The sequence below is a fragment of the Pseudomonas sp. OV546 genome (genome assembly GCF_900116845.1).
In the GTDB taxonomy this organism is placed as follows: Bacteria; Pseudomonadota; Gammaproteobacteria; order Pseudomonadales; family Pseudomonadaceae; genus Aquipseudomonas; species Aquipseudomonas petroselini.
This window is the reverse complement of the sequence record NZ_FPCE01000001.1, coordinates 289,973-309,485: the sequence shown is the minus strand read 5'-3', so window position 1 is coordinate 309,485 and position 19,513 is coordinate 289,973. Positions and strand designations below refer to the sequence as shown.

The following is a 19,513-nucleotide window of genomic DNA, read 5'->3' as shown; positions in this document are numbered from 1 at the left end:
CTGGCATGTTTAGTTGCGCCTTTTAATTAAGGACCTCATGAATATTTTGTGTAATTCAGTGAACGTCGTGACTGTCTCCGCTACTTCATTACTTCAAACATCCATCACTAAACGTCAGGGAGCGACGTTTTCATGACCCGATTAAAACCGCTGCCGATATTGTTGCTGGCCTTTGTCGCGTTTTACCTATTGCCGCTGGGCCTGCACGGTTTGTGGATCCCCGACGAGACCCGCTACGCCCAGATCAGCCAGGAAATGCTCCTGAGCGGCAATTGGGTCACGCCACATTTCATGGGTATCCGCTACTTCGAAAAGCCCGCCGGCGGCTACTGGTTGATCGCCCTCGGCCAGGCCGTGTTTGGCCAGAACCTGTTCGGTGTGCGCATCGCCTCGGCCTTGACCACCGGCTTAAGCGTGCTGCTGGCCTACCTGATCGCCCGTCGCCTGTGGAATGACCCACGCAAAAGCTTCGCCTGCGCCCTGCTCTACCTGAGCTTCGGCCTGGTGGCCGGGCAAGCGGGTTATTCCAACCTCGATCCGCAATTCACCCTGTGGGTCAACCTGAGCCTGGTGGCCCTGTGGTTTGCCCTCGACAGCACCACACTGCGGCGCCGTCTAGGGGCGTGGGCCGTGGTGGGCCTGGCCTGCGCCCTGGGTTTCCTGACCAAAGGCTTCCTGGCCTGGGTGCTGCCGGTGCTGATTGCCGTGCCCTACATGCTCTGGCAACGGCGCCTGGGAGAATTGCTGCGCTACGGCCCGCTGGCAATCGCAGTCGCCGCCGTGGTCTGCCTGCCGTGGGCGCTGGCGATCCATCATCAGGAACCTGACTTCTGGCGCTTCTTTTTTTGGAATGAACACATTCGCCGCTTCAGCGCCGACAACGCGCAACACGTGCGGCCGTGGTGGTTCTTCCTACCGATCATCGCGGTGTCTTGCCTGCCCTGGGCCGGGCTATTGCCCGCCACCCTGCGCGCCACCTGGCAGCACAAACGCCAGCCGGCAATCACCTTCCTGGCCCTGTGGCTGCTGCTGCCGCTGGTTTTTTTCAGCCTGAGCAACGGCAAGCTGCCGACCTACATCATGCCGTGCCTGCTGCCCCTGGCGTTGTTGATGGGGCATACCCTGGTCGACCTGATCAGCACCGGCCGTGCCCGCACCCTCTGCCTCAACGGCCTGCTCAACTTCGTGATCGGCATGGTCGCCATGGTCGGCCTGATCTACCTGCAGATCGCCCGGCCGCTGTACAGCAACAGCCACGCCGAAATGTTCAGCCTGTCGCTGGCCTTTATCGTGCTGTTGGCATGGATCCTCACTAACCTGCTGCAAGCGTTCCGCCCGTTGACGCTATGGGCCACGCCGACGCTGGGCATCGGCCTGCTGGTGATCCTGTTGCCGGCGAGCATGCCGGCGTGGATCGCCGACAACGAAATGCCCGACCAGTTTGTGCTCGAGCACCTGGAAGAGTTGCAACAAACCCAGGCACTGCTGAGCAACGAACTGGAGAGTGCCAGCGCCCTGGCCTGGCGCCTGCAACGCCCGGCTGTGGCGCTGTATGACACCGAGGGCGAGTTGCGCTACGGCTTGCAGTACGCGGGTTCGGTGCAGCGCAAAGTCGCACTGGAACAGGTGCAGACGTGGCTCAAGGACGCGCGCCAACGCGGCTCGGTGGGCGTGCTGATGCGGGTCAGAAGCACCAGCGAGATGCGTGAGGCGGGGCAACTGCCGCCGGGGGGCAAACGCTACTACAAGGGCGCCCTCGAACTGATCATCTACCCGAAATCGCCCTGATGGCGGCCTTCTGGAAAACCGAACGCGGCGCCCTGGTGGTATTGCTGGGTGTCACGGCCGTGCTGCTGCTCGCCGGCCTCGGCGCACGCGACCTGTGGGGCCCCGAAACCCGCTGGGCCAACATTGCCTTGCAGATGCTGCAAAGCGGCGACTACTTCGACCCGTATCTCAAAGGCGTGCCCTATTACGACAAGCCCCTGCCTTCCTACTGGCTGATCACCGCGACCGCCCACGCGATGGGCGGCCTCGGCCCGTGGTCGTTACGTTTGCCGTCCGTGATCGGCGCCTGGCTGAGCGTGTGGCTGATCTACCTGATCGGCGAACAACTGTTGCGCAAGGGCACCGGGCTGATTGCCGGCTGGATGCTCGCCACCACCTTCTACTTTCTGTTCTGGGCGCGCGTCGCCACGGCGGACGTGCTCACGGTATGCGGCGTACTGGCGGCCGTGTGGTGGTATTGGCGCGGGCCGCAGGACACACGGCTTGGGCGCTACACCGTGTTCTTTCTGTTGTTGGCCGTGACCTCCCTGTTCAAGGGCTTGATCGGCTTTGTGCTGCCCGGCCTGGTACTGCTGCCGCACCTGCTCAGTGAGCATCGCTACAAACGCCATCTCAACCTGCGCCTGCCACTCGCCCTGCTGATGGCGGGCGCGGTGTATGCCGTGCCGTTCATGCTGTCCCATGTCTACGGCGCACCCAGCTACGGCGAAAGTGGCTTGGCGCTGGTGTTCCGCGAAAACGTGGTGCGCTTTTTCGACCCGTTCGACCACATGGGCCCGATCCACACGTACCTGATCTACCTGCCCGCCTACACCCTGCCATGGGTGCCGTGCTGGCTGCTTGGCCTGTGGCTGGCGTTGCGGCATTGGCGCCAGACCCCGCCCAACGTACGTTGGCTGGTGTGGGGCCTGGGGTTGCTGTTCGTGTTCTTCACCGCCAGTGGCAGCCGACGCAGTTACTACGTGCTGCCGTTGGTGCCGTTCGCGCAGTTGCTGGGGGCCTGGTGGGTGAGTGAACGGCTGGCGAAAAACCCGGCGAGTTGGCCGCGCTGGCAGAAAGGTTTCGCAAGCGCCGCCGTGCTGATGCTACTGGTGCTCGGGGTGCTGTATCCCTGGACCAACGGCAATGGCGGCGTGACGCGTTTCGCCGAGGACGTGGAAACCCAGGCGACCCAAACAGCACCGTGGAACCAATGGCAGATGGTGCTGGTGGAAGTCGACAACAAACTCCCTCTGTACCTGCAAAACCACGGCAAACCCTTCTACTACGTAGCCGAAACCCAGGACTTCCCGCGCCAGGGCGACAGCGCCGCGTTCATGGCCTGGCTGGCCAACACCAGCGGCCAGGATTTCGACCCGCAACACACGATTATCGTTGCGCAATTCTCCAAGGACGACCCAACGCCACTGGCCTACCTGGGTGCGGATCATCACGTGATTACCACCCAGCCGGACAACGGCGAGCGGTGGTTTGCGAAGCGCGAGGGAGGCAGCGTGGCGTTTATCCCATCGCCGCGCTGATCAGGTCTTGCGAGCCTTGCCGGGGTCCACGGTGCCGATAGGCCCCAGGCTACCCCCCAACCCGGCCACGTGCTCCTGTACCGCCCGCCCCTCCGCCCGGTTGCGGATAAACCCGGCGCGGGTAAACCGCTCCAGAAACGGCACCGGCAAGGCCTTGTCAGGGGGCACCGCAGGATGCCCGGCCACTTCCCCGAACAGGGTGTACGCCGCGCTCGGCAAGTGCCGGGTATTGAGATCGCCGGTCAGGCGTCCGGCTTGCAACACGAGCGCGCGGTTGGTGACGCGTTGCAGATCGGACAAGCGCTGGGAGATGTAGAGGATGGCCACACCGCGTGCGCGCTGGCTGTCGATCAGGCCGAGCAGGCGTTCGGCGTCGGTTTCCGACAAGGCCGCCGTCGGTTCGTCGAGGATCAGCAGTTTGGGTTGCTGGGCAAAGGCACGCGCCAGTACGAGCAGTTGACGGTCCGCCTGGCCGAGGCGTTCGACCGGGTGTTGCAGCGGCAGGTCCAGGCCCAGCCCGGCGGCGATGGCTTCGGCACGTTGCAGGAGGCTTTTGCGGTTGAGCAGAAAATCCGCGTCGGGCTGCCCCAGCTCATCGAGCAACAGGTTCTCGGCCACGCTCAGGCCGGGGGCGATGGCATCGTCGGGCCGTTGATGCACGGCGACGATGCCGAGCCGGCGTGCCGACAACGGCGAGGTAAAGCGTTGGCGCTGGCCCTCGACCCACAGTTCGCCGCTATCCGGCGCCAGGCTGCCGCTGAGGACCTTGACCAAGGTCGATTTGCCCGCTCCCGTGGCACCGAGCAAGGCCACACCCTCACCCGGGTAAATATCCAGGGTGACTTGATCCAGCGCCTGCTGGGCACCATACGTCTTGCACAGGCCAACCAGACGGATCAAAGGCTCGGGGGCAACGGGGTTGCTCATGGCTAATCTCTAAGGCGCAACGATGACTCATTACAACGCCAGACAGCGCTGATTTATTCCGAACAACAATGAGTTAGGTCCCGAATTAAAGGCATTACCTCATGAACAATCCAATAGCTGAATCGCATAGCCGAAAACATTCGAGTTATAAGGCCTTTGCCCGCAGTGTGTTGAATGCTTTCAGCCAGCGCCTTCAGGGCCCGCCCGCCACTTCAGATCCTGCGACGGCGATTGAGTTGAGGAATGGCGGTTTGCGGGATGTCCACACGCTTTACCTGCGTCAAGGTACACGCCGCCAGTTGCGCCAACGTCGGCTGGCTGAACACGCTCCGCGCATCCACCTCCAACCCGGCCTTGCGCATTCGCGCCACCAGGTTCACCGCCAGCAACGAATGCCCGCCCAGTTCAAAGAAATGGTCATGCCGCCCTACCCGCTCCAACTTCAAGACCTCCGCCCAGATCCCGGCCATCACGGTTTCCACTTCCCCGATCGGTGCGGCATACGCTCGGCTCACCACCGCCTCCAACCCCGGCGCCGGCAATGCCTTGCGGTCGAGTTTGCCCGCAGGGTTGAGGGGCATTTCATCAAGCCGCACAAACGCCGCCGGCACCATGTACTCCGGCAATTGCTCCAGCACATGAGCGCGCAACGCTTCCAGGCTCGGCGCGTCGGCACGCACAGTGAAATACGCCACCAGCCGCTCTTCCCGAATCAACACCGCCACTTCGCGCAACGCCGGATGCGCCAACAGCCGTGACTCGATTTCCCCCAGTTCCAGGCGTACACCGCGCAGTTTGACCTGGAAGTCATTGCGCCCGAGAAACTCAAGATTGCCATCCGGCAGGTAACGCACCAGGTCGCCGGTGCGGTACAGCCGATCCCCTTGCACAAACGGGCTGTCGATAAAGCGCTCGGCGGTCATCTGCTCAAGCCCCAGATAACCACGGGCCACGCCGACGCCACCGATATGCAGCTGCCCGCTGACGCCCATCGGCACCGGCGAATCCTGCGCGTCGAGCACATACAGGCGGGTATTGTTGATCGCCCGGCCGATCGGCAATTGCAGCGCGGGCACCGGTGCGCCCGGTTCCAGCGTCCAGGCGCTGCTGTCGACCGTGGCCTCGGTGGGGCCGTAGACGTTATGCAGGCGCACCTTGGGCAGTCGCGCCTGCACGCCACGGGCCAGGGCTTCGGTGAGCTCGCCGCCGCCACACAATACGTCGGTGAGGCTGGTGCACAGGGCCGATTCTTCCAGTTCAAGGAACTGCTGCAACATCGCCGGCACGAACTTGATCACCGTGATCTGCTGCTCACGAATCACCTGCGCCAGGTAGGCAGGCTCGCGATGCCCATCGGGGCGTGCCAGTACCAGGCGCATGCCATTGGCGAGCGGCCAGAACAGCTCCCACACCGAACCGTCGAAGCTGAACGGCGCCCGTTGCAACAGCGCACCGCCTTCAGCGTTGGGGCACAGTTGAGAGCCCCAGTGCAGCAGGTTGCCGAGGCCGCGATGCTCGATCATCACGCCTTTGGGCGTGCCGGTGGAGCCCGAGGTGTACATGACGTAGGCCAGGTTGGCGACGCTCAAACCCGGCACCAGCGGGTTGCCGATGGGCGCCTGGCGCCAGGCACAGTGGTCGAAGTCGATCACCGGGATCGACACCTCGCCCGGCAAATCGCGCGTCGCGGCGTGTACCAGCAGCGCCACCGGTTGGCTGTCGTGAAGCATGTAGACCAGACGCTCACGCGGGTAGCCGGGGTCCAGCGGCACATAGGCGCCGCCCGCCTTGAGGATGGCCAGCAGGCCCACCACTAGGTCCAGTCCGCGCTCGACGCACAGCGCCACGCGAGAGTCCGGTTGAACGCCACGTTCGCGCAAGTGGAAGGCCAGCTGGTTGGCGCGTTCGTTGAGTTCGCGGTAGGTCAGTTGCAACGCGCCGGCCTGCACCGCCACGGCGTGGGGGATCTGCCGCGCATGGGCTTCGAACAGCGCCTGCACGGTGAGGGTGTCGGGGTAGTCGGTGGCCGTCGTGTTGAAGTCCACCAGCAGGGTTTTCAGCTCACTGGCGGGCAGCACCTGCACCTCGCGCAATGGCCTTTGCGGCGTCTGCTCCAACGCGTCCACCAAGTTGACCAGTACGGTTTCGAGGTAATCCAAAAGGCGCCCGGCGCCCACGGTGCGCGGGGCCTTGGCCTTGATTCGGAAGCCGCTGGCGGTATCGTCCACGGTCAGCATCAGCGGGTAGCTGAGGACGTCTTCGCTGCTGAGCAAGGCGATGCCCGGCACCAGGGTCAGGTCGCGCTCGGCGTCGGTGTGCCGGTAATTGAGCAGGCTGTTGAACAACGGCGACGCGCTGCTGCAGCGTTGGGCCAGTGCAAGGGAGGCTTGTTCATGGGCGAGCAAGGCGCTGAGCTGGGTGTGGGTGTCCGTGAGGGCATCGGCCACCGTCCGCCCGGCCAGGCGCACCCGCAGCGGCAAGGTGTTGATGAACATGCCCAAGGCGCGGTCGGCGCCCTCACCGGCCTGCAAACGGCCGAGCAGCACGGTGCCGAACACCCCATCATCGCGGCCCGCGACACGGCTGAGCACCTGGGCCCAAGCCAGATGGAACAGGCTGGCGGCGCTCACGCCCAGCCCACGCGCCTGTGCCCGCACGCGCTGATGCAGACGCTCGCCCAGTGCGCGTTCGGCTTCGTCGGTTTGCGCCCGATCCGCCTGGCGCGCCTGTAGACCGAACGCCAGGGTCGGCTCGTCCACATCCCCCAACTGCTCACGGAAAAACGCTTCATGCCCTGCCTGTCGCGCCGGTGAACGGGCTTGCACCACCACATTGCGATACGGCACCGACGCCGGCAGTTGCGCCTGTTGACCGAGCAAGTGGGCGCGGATTTCCTGCATCAGCAGCGTGGTCGAGGTGGCGTCGTTGACCAAGTGATGGAAGCGCAGCCGCGCGACCCAGCGTTGCTGCTGCGGCTCTTCGGCATAGTCCAGGGCCATCAGCGGCGCCTGGCGCAAATCCAGCGGCTCATGCCCCTCGCGCAGCGGTTCGACGCGCAACTGCGCCTGGCGCCAGACCACCTGCATCGGTTGCTCCAGGGCTTCCCACGCCAGGCTGGTGCGCAGGATGTCGTGGCGGTTGATCACCTGTTGCAAGGCCTGGGCAAACGCGTCCAATTGCTCGCGTCGCGCAAAGCTGAACAGCGCCTGCTGCTGGTAGGGGTCGTGCTCATCGGTGAGGTGGTGGTACAGCAACCCTTCCTGCAACGGCGCCAGCGGATAGACCGCCTGCACATTGGCCGCGCCACCGGGGATGCCGGCGACGATCAGCGCCAGGCTGGCCTGATCCGGTTCGGCCAGGTCCGCCTCATCCACCTCGCTGTATTCACTGGCCGCCGCCAATGCCGCCAGGGTCGGCTGGCCGAACAACACCTGCACATCGGCGCGCAGCCCGACCTGGCGCATGCGTTGCACCAATTGCACCGCCAGTAAGGAATGCCCGCCGAGTTCGAAAAAGTGGTCGTGGCGGCCCACCTGATGCACGTGTAACAGCTCGGCCCACAGCTGCGCCAAGACGCTTTCCACGCCCGCGTGCGGGGCTTCATACCGGCGTGTGACGAAGGCGTCCTGGCTGGGTGCCGGCAACGCCTTACGGTCGAGTTTGCCGTTGGCGGTCAGGGGCAACGCGTCCATTGGCTGGTAGGCGGCCGGTAGCATGTAGTCGGGCAGCGACGCTTGCAGGTGGCTGCGTAAGGCCTCGATCGGCACGGCTTCACGCGGCACGAACCAGGCCAGCAATTGCCCCTCGCGCGACTGCACCACGGCCGCTTGGATATGCGGGTGGGCGGCCAGCGCGGATTCGATTTCGCCCAGCTCGACGCGCACGCCACGAATTTTCACCTGGTCGTCATTGCGCCCCAGGTATTCCAGGTTGCCGTCCGGCAGCCAGCGCGCCAGGTCACCGGTGCGGTACATCCGGCCCTGGGTGAAAGGGTCATCCAGAAAGCGTTCGGCGCTGAGATCGGGGCGGTTCAGGTAGCCGCGCGCCACCCCTTTGCCCCCCACGTACAACTCCCCTGCTACGCCGATGGGCACCGGGCGTTGCTGTTCGTCGAGCACGTACGCGGTGGCATTCGCGATCGGCGCGCCGATATGCAGCGGCTTGCCCACGTCCATGCGGCCGGAGGTGGCGACCACCGTGGCTTCGGTGGGGCCGTAGTTGTTGATCACGGCAAAGGACTGCGCCTGGGGGAAAGCGCGCAGACGGTCGCCACCGATCAGCAGGGTGCGCAGCGTTGGGTGTTGCAGGCCCTGGCTGAAGGCGTATTCGGCCACAGGCGTCGGCAGGAAGCACACGTCCAGCGGCTGCGCGCGCCACCAGCTGAGCAGCGCGTCGATGTCTTCGGCGCCGTCATGGGCGGGCGGCAGGTGCAGCGTGGCGCCCACACACAGTGCCGGCCAGACTTCCCAGGCCATCGCATCAAAACCAAACCCGGCGACACTGGCGGTGTGGCTGCCGGCGCGCAGGTCAAAGGCCCGGCAATGCCAGTCCACCAGGTTCGAGACAGTGTGGTGTTCGACCATCACGCCCTTGGGCAAGCCGGTGGAGCCTGAGGTGTAGATCACGTAGGCAAGGTGGGAGGGGCTGACCGCTACGCGGGGGTTGGTGCCCAAGTGAAAGGTCGGGCGGTCCAGTTGGAGCACAGGCACATCCAGCGCAGGCAGACGGTGCAGCAGGTCATGCTGGGTCAGTACCACCACCGGATCGCTGTCTTGCAGCAAGTAGTTCAGGCGTTCGGCCGGATGGGCCGGGTCGACCGGCACGTAGCAGGCGCCGGACTTGAGAATCGCCAGCAACCCCACCAGCGTGTCCAGCCCGCGCCGTGCCAGGATCACCACGCGGTCGTCCGGCTGTACGCCACGCTCCAGCAGTTGATGAGCCAGGGCGTTGGCCTGCTGGTTGAGTTGGGCGTAGCTCAGCTGCCGGCCTTGGTAAACCGCCGCCACCGCGTCCGGTGTGCGCGCGGCCTGGCCTTCGATGCGCGCGTGCAGGGTCTGCGGCTGCGTACCGGGCTGGGCGGTGGCGTTCCACTGGTGCAACCGGGCCTGTTCGGCGGGCGTCACCACCGAGAAATCACTGAGCTTCAACGCAGGGTCTTCCAGCCCTTGCTCCAGCAGCCAGGTAAAGCGTTGCGCCAGGGCGAGCACTTCGTCGTGCTCGAAGTACGCCTCGTTGTACACACAATGCAGGCACGCGGTGTCCTGGTAGCGGTTGCTGCGCAAGTGGATCGCCAGCGGCAGCGGCTCATGGTGGTTGGAGACTTTGACCGCACGCGCCGCGGTGGCGCCGTAGCGCAGCTCATGGTCGTCTTGCTCGAAAGACACCGACAGGTCGAACAACTGGCCGCGATCGCTGCGGCGCACGCCCAACTCACGGTTCATCTCACTCAGGGGAAAACGCTGGTGGCGGAAATCCTGCTTGAGCTGGTCGCGCACGCCACGCACCACGGCACTGAACGGCAACTGCTCATCGAACTGCAACCGTACTGCGCTGACCTGGGTGAACAGCCCGACGGTCGAACGGAACTGCGCATTGGAACGGTTGAGAATCGGCAGGCCCACCACCCACTCCTGGCGCTGGGCGGTGCGCGTGAAATACACATACATCGCCGCCAGCAGCACATGAAATGCCGACGCCTGGTAACGGTTGGCCACCTGCTCCATGCGGTTGAGCAGGGCCGCCGGAAACGCTTGCACCAGGGTGTTGCTGGACGTCTTGGCGGCGTGCCGCGGGGTCAGCAGCGGTTCCGGCAGCACCGGGTACTTGGCCAGCCAATAGGCGCGGTCGCGGGCATAGCGGGCCGAGGCACGGTAGCGCTCGTCCGCGTCGATAAAGTCGATATAGGACGGCGCCAGCGGCTCCGGCTGTTGGCCTTGCGCCAGGGCGGTGTACAGCCGCGCGAGGGATTGCAGCATTTGGCCGAAGCCCCAGCCGTCGAGAATCAGATGGTGGGCCTGGGTGCCGAGGCGGTAGTGATCGGCATCCAGCTTGACCAGCAAGAAGCGGAACAGTGGCGCGCCCTGCAGCGCGTACGGCAAGGCCATTTGCGCCTGCATCAGGGCGTGGCAGGCGGCGTGCGGGTCGGAGGCTGCACTCACGTCATGCCGCGTCAGGTCCACGGCCACCGTGGCGGCGAAGGTCTGCCGAGGCAGGCCGTTGGCGTCGCTGTGCAATTGCGTGCGCAACGCATCGTGCTTGGCCACCAGCAGCTCGATGGCACGCTGCATCAGGTTCGGATCGACGGCGCCGGCAAAGTCCACATAACCGCCGATGTTGTACAGCGGTGAGTCACCTGCACGCAGTTGGTCGAGCCAGATGTCCTGTTGGGCGGCGGTAAGGGGGAAGCTGGCCGGCAGGCGGGAGGAATGCTTCATAAGATCCTTCTCATGGGGGTCAGGCACTGGCCGCGCAGGGAGGCCCATTACGACGAATGGGCCGGATTGGAGCATGGGGCCCCGGGGCTGTCTGTCACCCTAAACCCGGACACCCAAACGCACGGAACGGGCTTGGCTGAGGGTTCATTGCTGAAACGATTAAAGAGATGTAGGAGATTGGCTATATCTGGCCGATGCCAGGTCGGGGGGAGGTTTTTTAAAAATAATTATTTTCCATATTTATCAAGCAGTTAAATAACTCTAAAGACATCTACTGATTTTTCGTGGCCGGAATCATCGCTCAGAAACGTCGAATTAATGACGTTGTTTTTATGGCACGTTGTGTCCCTCGTTTCCGCTACATACGTAGGACGAATCCCCTGGCTAAATACAATTTCGAATACCGACTCTGGTGGGTGAGCAACGGATCGCCCCCGCAGAGGCTCAGAGAATCTGTTGACGGTTTTCGACATCAAGGATGAGATGGCTATGAGTTTGATCAGCACTACCGCCAACACGCAAAGCCCGAATTTTTATGCAGAAATGGGCGAACTGATTGCCAACAGCGGTCACCCGGACTTCGCCGCGCACATGCTGCACCTGGTGGACAAATGGGTACCGATCCACCTGGTGGATCTCAGCGAATGGACCCTCGACGAGCTGCGCGACCGCGTGCTCGATATCAAGCTGCTGGGCAGCGCCGGCCAGAAGCAGGACCTGCCACCGCCCCTGGCCCTGAACTCCATGGACGATCACCCGCTGCTGCGGGAAATGCTCGGCATGCACGACCCGCTGCTGATCCAACTGAAGGCCAAGGCCAAGAGTGCATACCCTCGCGGCACCTCGCACCAGTGCAACCTGGTGTCGCGCCAGGGCAACCGGCGCTGTGTGATTTCGTTCTACCGGCCGCCAAACCACCGCGGGTTTTCCCTGCCCGAGCTGTCGTTTCTCAAATGCCTGTCGGACACCCTGCTGCCGCTGATGGAGTGCCACGCCCAAAGCCTGCGCCAGGCACCGCACCCCGAGACCGAAGCGGCCCATACCCTGCTGGAGCAATCCCAATTGCAGCGTGAGTTCTACAAGCGCCTGTCCCTGGGCGACATCACCCTGTCGGCACGCGAGCAAGAGGTGTGCCTCGGCCTGCTGACCGGCGGTACCGTGCCGCAGATGGCGGAAAAACTCAGTGTGAAGAACAGCTCCATCGAAACCTACCTCAAGCGCGCCGCCGCCAAGCTGGGCGTGAGTGGCCGGCATGGCCTGGCCAAATGGATGGTGGGGGCCTGATGCGCACATTGAGTACTTTGGCGATGGCATCGATGCTCAGCGGTTGCTCGCTGATCCCGGACTACCAGCGACCGCAAGCGCCGGTGCCTGTGCAGTATCCGCAGCAGGGTGTGTATGCACAGGCGCAGGCCGGCAGCGCTGACTGGCAACAGCTGTTCCACGACCCGGCGCTGCAGCAGCTGATTCGCGATGCCTTGGTCAACAACCGCGACCTGCGGGTGGCGGCGCTGAACGTCGAGGCGTTCCAGGCGCAGTACCGTATCCAGCGTGCGGATCTTTTCCCCGCCGTGTCCGCCACCGGGGCCGGCCAGCGTCGGCGTTTGCCCGGCGATGTGAATGGCACGGGCAAGCCGGCCATCACCTCCAGCTACTCCGCGACCCTGGGTATCAGTGCCTACGAACTGGATTTTTTTGGCCGCGTGCGCAGCCTCAGCGAACAGGCCATGCTCACCTACCTGGGCACCGAGGAGGCCCGACGCAGCGCGCAACTGAGCCTGGTGGCGAACGTCGCGAATGCCTACCTGACCTGGCGAGCCGACCAGGAATTGCTGGCCCTCGCCCAGCAAACCCTGGTGGCCAACGACCATAGCCTGCGCCTCACCAGCCGCAGTAAAACCGCGGGCAAAGCCTCGGCTCTGGACGTGGTCCAAGCCCGTACCAGCGTCGAAAGCACCCGCGCCAGCGTGGCCCGCTACGAGCGCCAAGTGGCCCAGGACCTCAACAACCTGGCCCTGCTGGTGGGCGGCCCGGTGGACGAACAACTGCCCGCGCGCCCACTCGCGGCTGACTGGGTGGCGCGCGTACCGGCGGGCCTGCCCTCCGACCTGCTGCAACGCCGCCCGGATATCCTCCAGGCCGAATACCAACTGCGCGCCGCCAACGCCAATATCGGCGCCGCACGCGCGGCGTTTTTCCCTTCGGTGAGCCTCACCGCGAATGCCGGCAGCGCCAGCACCGAACTGTCGGGACTGTTCAAGGGAGGCTCGGGCAGCTGGACGTTCCAACCGCAGATCAACCTGCCGATCTTCAACGCCGGCAGCCTGCGCGCAAGCCTCGACTATGCCAAGTTGCAAAAAGACATCAGCGTGGCGCAATACGAAAAATCCATCCAGACCGCTTTCCAGGAAGTCGCCGACGGCCTGGCGGCGCGGCAGACCTTTATCGACCAGTTGGACGCGCAGCGGGATTTCGTCGCGGCCAACCAGCAGTATTACAACCTGGCCGAACACCGCTACCGCAGCGGCGTCGACAGCAACCTCACCTTCCTGGATGCGCAACGTGCGTTGTTCAGCTCGCAGCAGGCATTGATCGTGGACCGCCTGGCCCAGTTGGTGGCGGAGGTGAATTTGTATACGGCGCTGGGGGGCGCGTGGGGGGATGGCATGCCTGCGCCCATGGCGAGCGCGCGGGGTGATGAAGCCGCCCCAATCGGACCACTGCGGCGTATCAGGTGAATGTACAGGGGGGGGTTTGGGGCTGCTGCGCAGCCCAGCGCGGGGCAAGCCCGCTCACTACAAGATAGGCCATCATTTGTGACAGGGAGGTGGTGATGCGCCAGATATCAGTGACTGCTTTCACATTTACCGCCTCCTACGGTCCGAGCCAGGCTACCACTGCCCCATCGCCAGACTGAACGGCGAAAACTCCGCGAACTGCCACCGCAACGCCAGCGCCGCCGGGCGCCGCACCACGTGTTCCACGCTCACCGTCCACAAGCGCTGGGCGCCGGCGAACAGGGCCACTTGCGGGCCGTCCAGGATCAACGCGGTGCGCCCGGCCACGTGCAGCACGTCCCCCGATTCAAAATCGATGAACAGCAACCCCGCCACCGGGTTCACCTGCAGGTTGCCCAGGGTGTTGAAGAACAGGTTGCCGGCGAAGTCGGGAATGGTCAGCAGGTTGCCTTCAACCCGCACAAAACCCGTGTTGCCACCCCGATGAGAAACGTCCACCGAGCGTTGGCCGTCGACCTCGACGTAGCTGGCGACGAAGAAGGTGTCGGCGTTGCGGATTGTCGTTTGAGCGGCGTCGTCCAGGCTGTCGGAACGCTCGACGAGCGTGCCGGGTTTGCGGGCGACGGCGTCGACGGGCCGCAGCTGGATGTACTTGGGGCAGTTGCCGAAGCTCTGCACCACATCAATCGAAAAGCCCTCGTGATCGAGCGCGCCGATCCGTCCGTTCATACGGTTGCGGCGGCGAGTGTTGAGGTCGATGCCCAGCAGGCCGACGGATGCGCCGTCTCGCAGTGCGCTGCGGGCTGGGTCACCGGCCGACGGCAGACTGTCGATCTGCAAGGTCTGTGGGTCCGGCGAGTGGGCAAAGCCTGGGGCGCCTTCAATCATGGTCGCCCAGGGAATGCCGCGTTCATCCACCACGCCCAACATCAGGTACGGCAACAAGGGGTAAAAATCCCGATGCTGCCCAGGCAGGTGATCGCGAATCACTTTGGGCCCGACCACGGCCATGCGGTCGGCCACGCCAACAGTCTCTTGCAGGTGACGCTCACCGGCATGCCAGGGCGTTTGTTCGATCGGGTTCATGGCGAGTACCTCATGTGGGATAGACCGATGTTGCGCCCTGCCAGCCGTGGCGGCAGTTCGTAGCCTAGCAAAACACGACGTAACTGCCAGATACGCTAGCTTCCTGTGGCGAGCGAGCTTGCTCGCGCTGGGCGGCGAAGCGGCCCCCAAACCCGCCAACGCGAATTGTCTGAAAAAACGCGGAGACCTGATTGGGGCTGCTACGCAGCCCAGCGGGAGCAAGCTCCCTCGCCACAACAAGCGCCCTGACCGCACAATGGCCACCCTGGGGGAGCTGTGGTGCGCTTCAGCGCTCCTCAAGCCTGTCCCGCAAGAATCGATGGCTGCTGGAAAACAGTCGCCGGTAGGTGAGCAACACCGCACCCACCGTGCCCAGCGCCGATGAGGCGGCGATCAGAAACATGATCACGATCTGATACCGCACCGCATCCACCGGGCTCTCCCCGGCCAGCACTTGCCCGGTCATCATGCCCGGCAGGCTGACGATGCCCACCACGGTCATCTGGTTCAGCGTCGGAATCATCCCCGCGCGCACCGCCTGGCGGATGGCTTCCTGCGCCGCTTCCCAACGTGAGCCGCCGAGGGCCAGGATCATCTCGATGGTGTTGCGCCCCGAGGTCAGCTCCTGGGTCATGCGTTCGATGCCCAGGGAGACGCCGGTCAGCGTGTTGCCAAGGATCATGCCGAGGATAGGGATCGCGTATTGCGGCTCGTACCACGGGTGGATACGGATCACCGCAAACAACCCCACAGCGGTGACCAGCCACGAACTGCCCCATACCGACAGCACGCTGTCGGCGCGCTGCCCCCGGTAAGTGCGCCGCCCACGGCCTGCAGCCGAGAGGCCGGCGATCAGGGTCATCGCACACATCAACGGCAGCACCACGTACCAGTAGGCGAACTCGAACACCCAGCCCAGTAGATAACCGATGGCCAACAGTTGCACCACGGTGCGCACCGCCGCCCACAGCAACTGGCGGCCCAGACCCAGGCGTAGCAGCAGCGAGAGTGCGCCGTTGATGAGGATCAGCGACGCGGCGATGCCCATGTCCAGCGCGGTAAGGTTCTGATAATTCATGTCTGGGTCGCTCCGCTCAATACACCCGCATCCATTTGCCAGTGGATGTCGCTCATGCGCCGGGCCTGGTCCAGGTCGTGGGAGACCCAGATACAGGCACGGGATCGATCAGCGGCAAACCAGGCATCGATCAGCGCTTCCACCTCACGGGATGAGGTGGGGTCGAGGGCGGCGGTGGGCTCGTCCAGCAACAGCACTTCGGGGTTGAGTTGCAGGGTGCGGATCAACGACACCACCTGGGACTCGCCGCCCGACAGGTCGGCGGCGCGCTTGGCCAAAAAATCCGGCGCCTTGCCGGCATGCCCGAGCAGCGTGGTGACGGCCGCCAGATCGAAGCGGCGCGTGCGCAAGGTCTTAAGGCTGAAGGGAAAGCACAGGTTGTCTTGCACCGAGCCCTCGAGCAGCGCCGGGCGTTGGGACAGGTAGCTGATATGGCTGCGGTAGTGGGGAATCTGCGCGTTGCCGATCGGCTGGTTGTTCCACAGGATCTGCCCGGACGTGGGCGCATCCAACAGCGCCAGCGCGCGCAGGAACACACTTTTGCCGGAGCCGGACGCACCCGTGATCGACACGCGGTCGCCGGCGTGCAGGGTGAAATCGGTGGGCTGGAGCAAAGGCACCTGGCGGCGCTCGTCCAGGCGCGTGAGGGCGCGGGTTTCGATCAGTGCGCTCATGGACGCGGGTTCCTGTTAAATCCTGTTGGGCGTAATGGTGAGGCAGGCGCACGAAGTTTTCATGAAAAAATTCAAACTATCGCACCCCACGTCGTTCACACCTTCACGTGCAACGTTAAGTAGGAGGCGACATGCAATACCGACAACTGGGCCATTCCGGCCTGCTGGTGTCCGAAATCATCCTGGGCACCGTGCCTTTTGGCGGTCGCGCCGAATTTGAGCAGTGCGGCGCGGTGGACGTGCCCCAGGCCAAGCGCATGTTCGATATCGCGTTCGACGCGGGTGTGAACATGGTCGACACCGCCGACCTCTACTCCCACGGCCTGGCCGAAGAAGTGGTCGGCAACGCCTTGGGCGCCAAGCGTAACGATATCCTGCTGGCCACCAAGGGCCGCAGCCCCGTGGACAACAACCCGAACAATTCCGGCTCATCGCGCTACCACCTGATTCGCGCCTGCGAAGCCAGTTTGAAACGCCTGGGCACCGACCATATCGATCTCTACCAACTGCACAATTGGGACGGCATGACGCCCATCGAGGAAACCCTCGAAGCGCTGCGGCTGCTGGTGGGCTCGGGCAAGATCCGCTACTTCGGCACCAGTAATTTCACCGCCTGGCAAATGATGAAAACCCTGGGTAAGGCTGAGCTGCACGGCATGCTCAAACCCATCACCCAGCAGATCTATTACACCCCGGAATCCCGCGAGGCCGAATACGAATTACTGCCCCTGGCACTGGACCAATCAGTGGGCACGCTGGTGTGGGGACCGATGGGCGAAGGGCTGCTGACCGGCTCCACTCGACGCGGGCACCCCGCGCCGGCCAACACCCGCCAGGGCAGCGGCTGGCCGGAACCCTACGTGCATGACCAGGAGCGCGCGCTGGACATCATCGAAACCCTCGCCGCCGTCGGTGATGAGCATGGCGTCTCGGTCGCGCGCACGTGCCTGGCGTGGCTCAAGGACCGGCCGGGGATCACCTCGCTGATCGTCGGCGCCCGCACCGAAGCGCACTTGCACGATAACCTCGCCGCGACTGAACTGAAGCTGACCGAGGAACAGTCTTCGCGTATCGAAGCCGTGACGCGGCGCCAGCCGTTGTACCCGTACTGGCATCGCTTTACCGCCGGGATTGATCGTTTTGATCCCGCGGAACAGCCGTTTTTGGCCGAGCACCAGAAGACCCTGGATGCGCGCAAGGACAAATAAGCCCTGAACACCGCCACTCAACCTGCGGGAGGGGGCTTGCTCCCTCCCCCATTGGGTCCGAGTACAGCCACAACAAAGGAGCCTGCCCTTGATCGCCCAAATCATGATCGCCGCTCTCGGCGTCGTCGCCATCTGGTTCAGCCAGAGCAAACGCCTGAAGGTGCGCCGCTACGCCTGCCTGTTCGGCATGGCCGGCCAGCCGTTCTGGTTCTGGTCGTCGATCAATGCCGAGCAATGGGGCATCGTGTTGCTGAGCTGCTTCTACACCGTGGCGTGGGCCAAGGGCATCAAGACCCATTGGATTGATCGCCAGCCGGACGCGCAGCTATGAAGTGGGCACAGGGCGTGGGCAATGGTCAGCTGGGGTATGACACGTATCAGCAAACGCCAGACTGAACCAACAGCGTGCAGGCAAACGCCCGCACGCTCACCCCGCTTACGGTAACGGTTCGAACTTCAACGCACTCAAGCTCTGCACCTTGTCCTCGCGCACCATCTTGTACTCGGTGTTCGGGCCGATCCAGCGGTCCCAGATCGCGTCAATCTCCCCGGCCTTCTCCATCGCCATCAACGACTCATTCACTTTGGCCAGAAACGCCGGTTCGTCGCGACGCATGCCCGCACCAATCGGTTCCAGGGCCATCGGCTCTTTGGCCAACGCCAGTTCAACGCCGCCGGCCTTGGCCTGGTTGACCAGTTTGAGGGCGGTCATGGTGTTGGTGACCAGGCCCACTACTTTGTTCTGTTGCAGGGCCATGTAGGCCGAGCCGGTGTCCTGGAAGGTCACCGGGGTAGCGCCGGCGAGGCGGATCGATTGCTCGGACGTCGAGCCCTTGGTGGAGCTGATGCGCTTGTCCTTGAAGAAGCTTTTCGGCTGGTCGGCATTCGCCGCGCGCACCACCAGGGTTTCCTTGGCGATGTAGTACGGGTCGCTGAACTGGATTTGCTCGGCACGGGTCTTGGTGTACGCCAGGTTGGCGAAGATCACATCGACGCGGCCCATTTTCACTTCGGGAATGCGCGCTTCAACCGACAGCGGCTTGAGTTCCAGGGCCACGCCCATGGTCTTGGCCAGGGCCTTGCACAGGTCGACGTCCATGCCCACCAGCTCGCGGGTCTTTGGGTCTGGCGCGGAGAATGGCGGCACGTCGGCGTACACTCCGCAGCTCAGGGATTGCTTGGCCATGATGTCGCTCAATTGGTCGGCCTGCGCGATGGCAACCGCCAGTGGACCCAACGCCAGCGCAGTAAACAGATGCTTCATACCCATGGGAAATCTCCAGTAAGTTGGACCAGCAAAAATGGCAGGGGGAGCAAAGCCGCCGCAGCTCAATGGGCCCGCAGGTCGGCGATAAAACGTTGCGCTCGCGGGTGCGAAGGCTGGGCGAAGAAGGCCTCGGGGCTGCTCTTTTCCAGAATCTGCCCCGCGTCCATGAACCAGATGGTGTCAGCCACTTCGCGAGCAAAGTTCATCTCGTGGGTCACGCACATCATGGTCATGCCGTCCTTGGCCAGGCCCTTCATCACGTTCAGCACTTCACCGACCATTTCCGGGTCGAGGGCACTGGTGGGCTCGTCGAACAGCATCACCGGCGGCTCCATCGCCAATGCCCGGGCAATCGCCACGCGTTGTTGTTGGCCGCCGGACAACTGCGCCGGGTAGGCACCGGCCTTGTGGGCCAGGCCCACGCGGTCGAGCAGTTCCATGGCCTTCTGCTTGGCCGCCGCGCCCTTGAGGTTGCGCAGCTTGTTCGGTGCCAGGGTGATGTTTTCCAGCACGGACAGGTGCGGGAACAGGTTGAAGCTCTGGAACACAAACCCTACGCGGCTGCGCAGCCGGTTGACCTGGGCGTCGGTGCCGTGCACGTCCTGGCCATCGAACAGGATCTGGCCGGCCTGGATGTCTTCCAGGCGGTTGACCGTGCGGATCAAGGTCGACTTGCCTGAGCCCGAGGGGCCGCACAGCACCACCACCTCGCCGGGTTGCACCTCGGCGGTGATGTCGGTGAGCGCCTGGTACTCGCCATACCATTTATTGATTTTCGAAAACATGATCATTG

General features: G+C 63.9%; 13 protein-coding genes. 6 read left to right on the top strand and 7 right to left on the bottom strand.

Features of this window, described 5'->3' with window-relative positions; translation table 11 throughout:
* The first annotated feature begins 132 nt into the window (after positions 1-132).
* Together arnT and BM403_RS01485 are read left to right on the top strand one after the other, a co-directional pair.
* Positions 133-1,788, top strand: coding sequence for a lipid IV(A) 4-amino-4-deoxy-L-arabinosyltransferase (arnT, locus tag BM403_RS01490; RefSeq protein WP_093541319.1), 1,656 nt, complete (start codon positions 133-135; stop codon positions 1,786-1,788).
* A complete protein-coding gene (locus BM403_RS01485; protein WP_015884798.1) occupies positions 1,788-3,308 on the top strand; it encodes an ArnT family glycosyltransferase in 1,521 nt (506 codons plus the stop codon). Before arnT ends, BM403_RS01485 begins: the two co-directional genes overlap by 1 nt.
* Here the strand turns inward: BM403_RS01485 and BM403_RS01480 are convergent, their stop codons facing one another.
* Together BM403_RS01480 and BM403_RS01475 are read right to left on the bottom strand one after the other, a co-directional pair.
* Positions 3,309-4,235, bottom strand: a complete 927-nt coding sequence (locus tag BM403_RS01480; RefSeq protein WP_093541317.1) for an ATP-binding cassette domain-containing protein — start codon at positions 4,233-4,235, stop codon at positions 3,309-3,311.
* 212 nt (positions 4,236-4,447) lie between these two features.
* A complete protein-coding gene (locus BM403_RS01475; RefSeq protein WP_093541315.1) occupies positions 4,448-10,669 on the bottom strand; it encodes a non-ribosomal peptide synthetase in 6,222 nt (2,073 codons plus the stop codon).
* Positions 10,670-11,158: 489 nt separating this feature from the next.
* On the opposite strand from BM403_RS01475, the gene BM403_RS01470 reads away from it, so the two are divergent.
* Together BM403_RS01470 and adeC are read left to right on the top strand one after the other, a co-directional pair.
* Positions 11,159-11,953 carry a helix-turn-helix transcriptional regulator gene (locus BM403_RS01470; RefSeq protein ID WP_015884801.1) on the top strand — a complete coding sequence of 265 codons (795 nt, stop codon included), beginning with the start codon at positions 11,159-11,161 and terminating at the stop codon, positions 11,951-11,953.
* Positions 11,953-13,407 carry an AdeC/AdeK/OprM family multidrug efflux complex outer membrane factor gene (gene adeC, locus BM403_RS01465; protein WP_305883426.1) on the top strand — a complete coding sequence of 485 codons (1,455 nt, stop codon included), beginning with the start codon at positions 11,953-11,955 and terminating at the stop codon, positions 13,405-13,407. The genes BM403_RS01470 and adeC overlap by 1 nt, the downstream gene beginning before the upstream one ends.
* A gap of 153 nt (positions 13,408-13,560) precedes the next feature.
* Here adeC and BM403_RS01460 read toward each other — a convergent pair whose 3' ends face one another.
* The 3 genes from BM403_RS01460 to BM403_RS01445 all read right to left on the bottom strand — a co-directional run bounded on the left by BM403_RS01460 (position 13,561) and on the right by BM403_RS01445 (position 16,245).
* Positions 13,561-14,493: a pyridoxamine 5'-phosphate oxidase family protein gene (locus BM403_RS01460; RefSeq protein ID WP_093541313.1), complete on the bottom strand. Its 933-nt coding sequence runs from the start codon at positions 14,491-14,493 to the stop codon at positions 13,561-13,563.
* Between the two features lie 286 nt (positions 14,494-14,779).
* Complete coding sequence (gene fetB, locus BM403_RS01450; protein WP_015884804.1) at positions 14,780-15,571, bottom strand: ABC transporter permease; 792 nt, start codon at positions 15,569-15,571, stop codon at positions 14,780-14,782.
* Positions 15,568-16,245, bottom strand: a complete 678-nt coding sequence (locus BM403_RS01445; protein ID WP_093541309.1) for an ABC transporter ATP-binding protein — start codon at positions 16,243-16,245, stop codon at positions 15,568-15,570. Before BM403_RS01445 ends, fetB begins: the two co-directional genes overlap by 4 nt.
* Positions 16,246-16,376: 131 nt before the next feature.
* Here BM403_RS01445 and BM403_RS01440 point away from each other — a divergent pair, with 131 nt between their 5' ends.
* Entirely contained in the window at positions 16,377-17,453 is a 1,077-nt protein-coding gene (locus BM403_RS01440; RefSeq protein WP_015884806.1) for an aldo/keto reductase, read from the top strand.
* Positions 17,454-17,541: 88 nt separating this feature from the next.
* A complete protein-coding gene (locus BM403_RS01435) occupies positions 17,542-17,784 on the top strand; it encodes a hypothetical protein (protein WP_015884807.1) in 243 nt (80 codons plus the stop codon).
* A 105-nt stretch (positions 17,785-17,889) separates the two neighbouring features.
* On the opposite strand, the gene BM403_RS01430 is transcribed toward BM403_RS01435, so the two are convergent.
* Both BM403_RS01430 and BM403_RS01425 read right to left on the bottom strand, forming a co-directional pair.
* On the bottom strand, positions 17,890-18,723 hold the full coding sequence (locus tag BM403_RS01430) for an ABC transporter substrate-binding protein (RefSeq protein WP_015884808.1): 834 nt from the start codon (positions 18,721-18,723) through the stop codon (positions 17,890-17,892).
* Between the two features lie 59 nt (positions 18,724-18,782).
* A complete protein-coding gene (locus BM403_RS01425) occupies positions 18,783-19,511 on the bottom strand; it encodes an amino acid ABC transporter ATP-binding protein (protein WP_173390410.1) in 729 nt (242 codons plus the stop codon).
* Between the last annotated feature and the right edge of the window lie 2 nt (positions 19,512-19,513).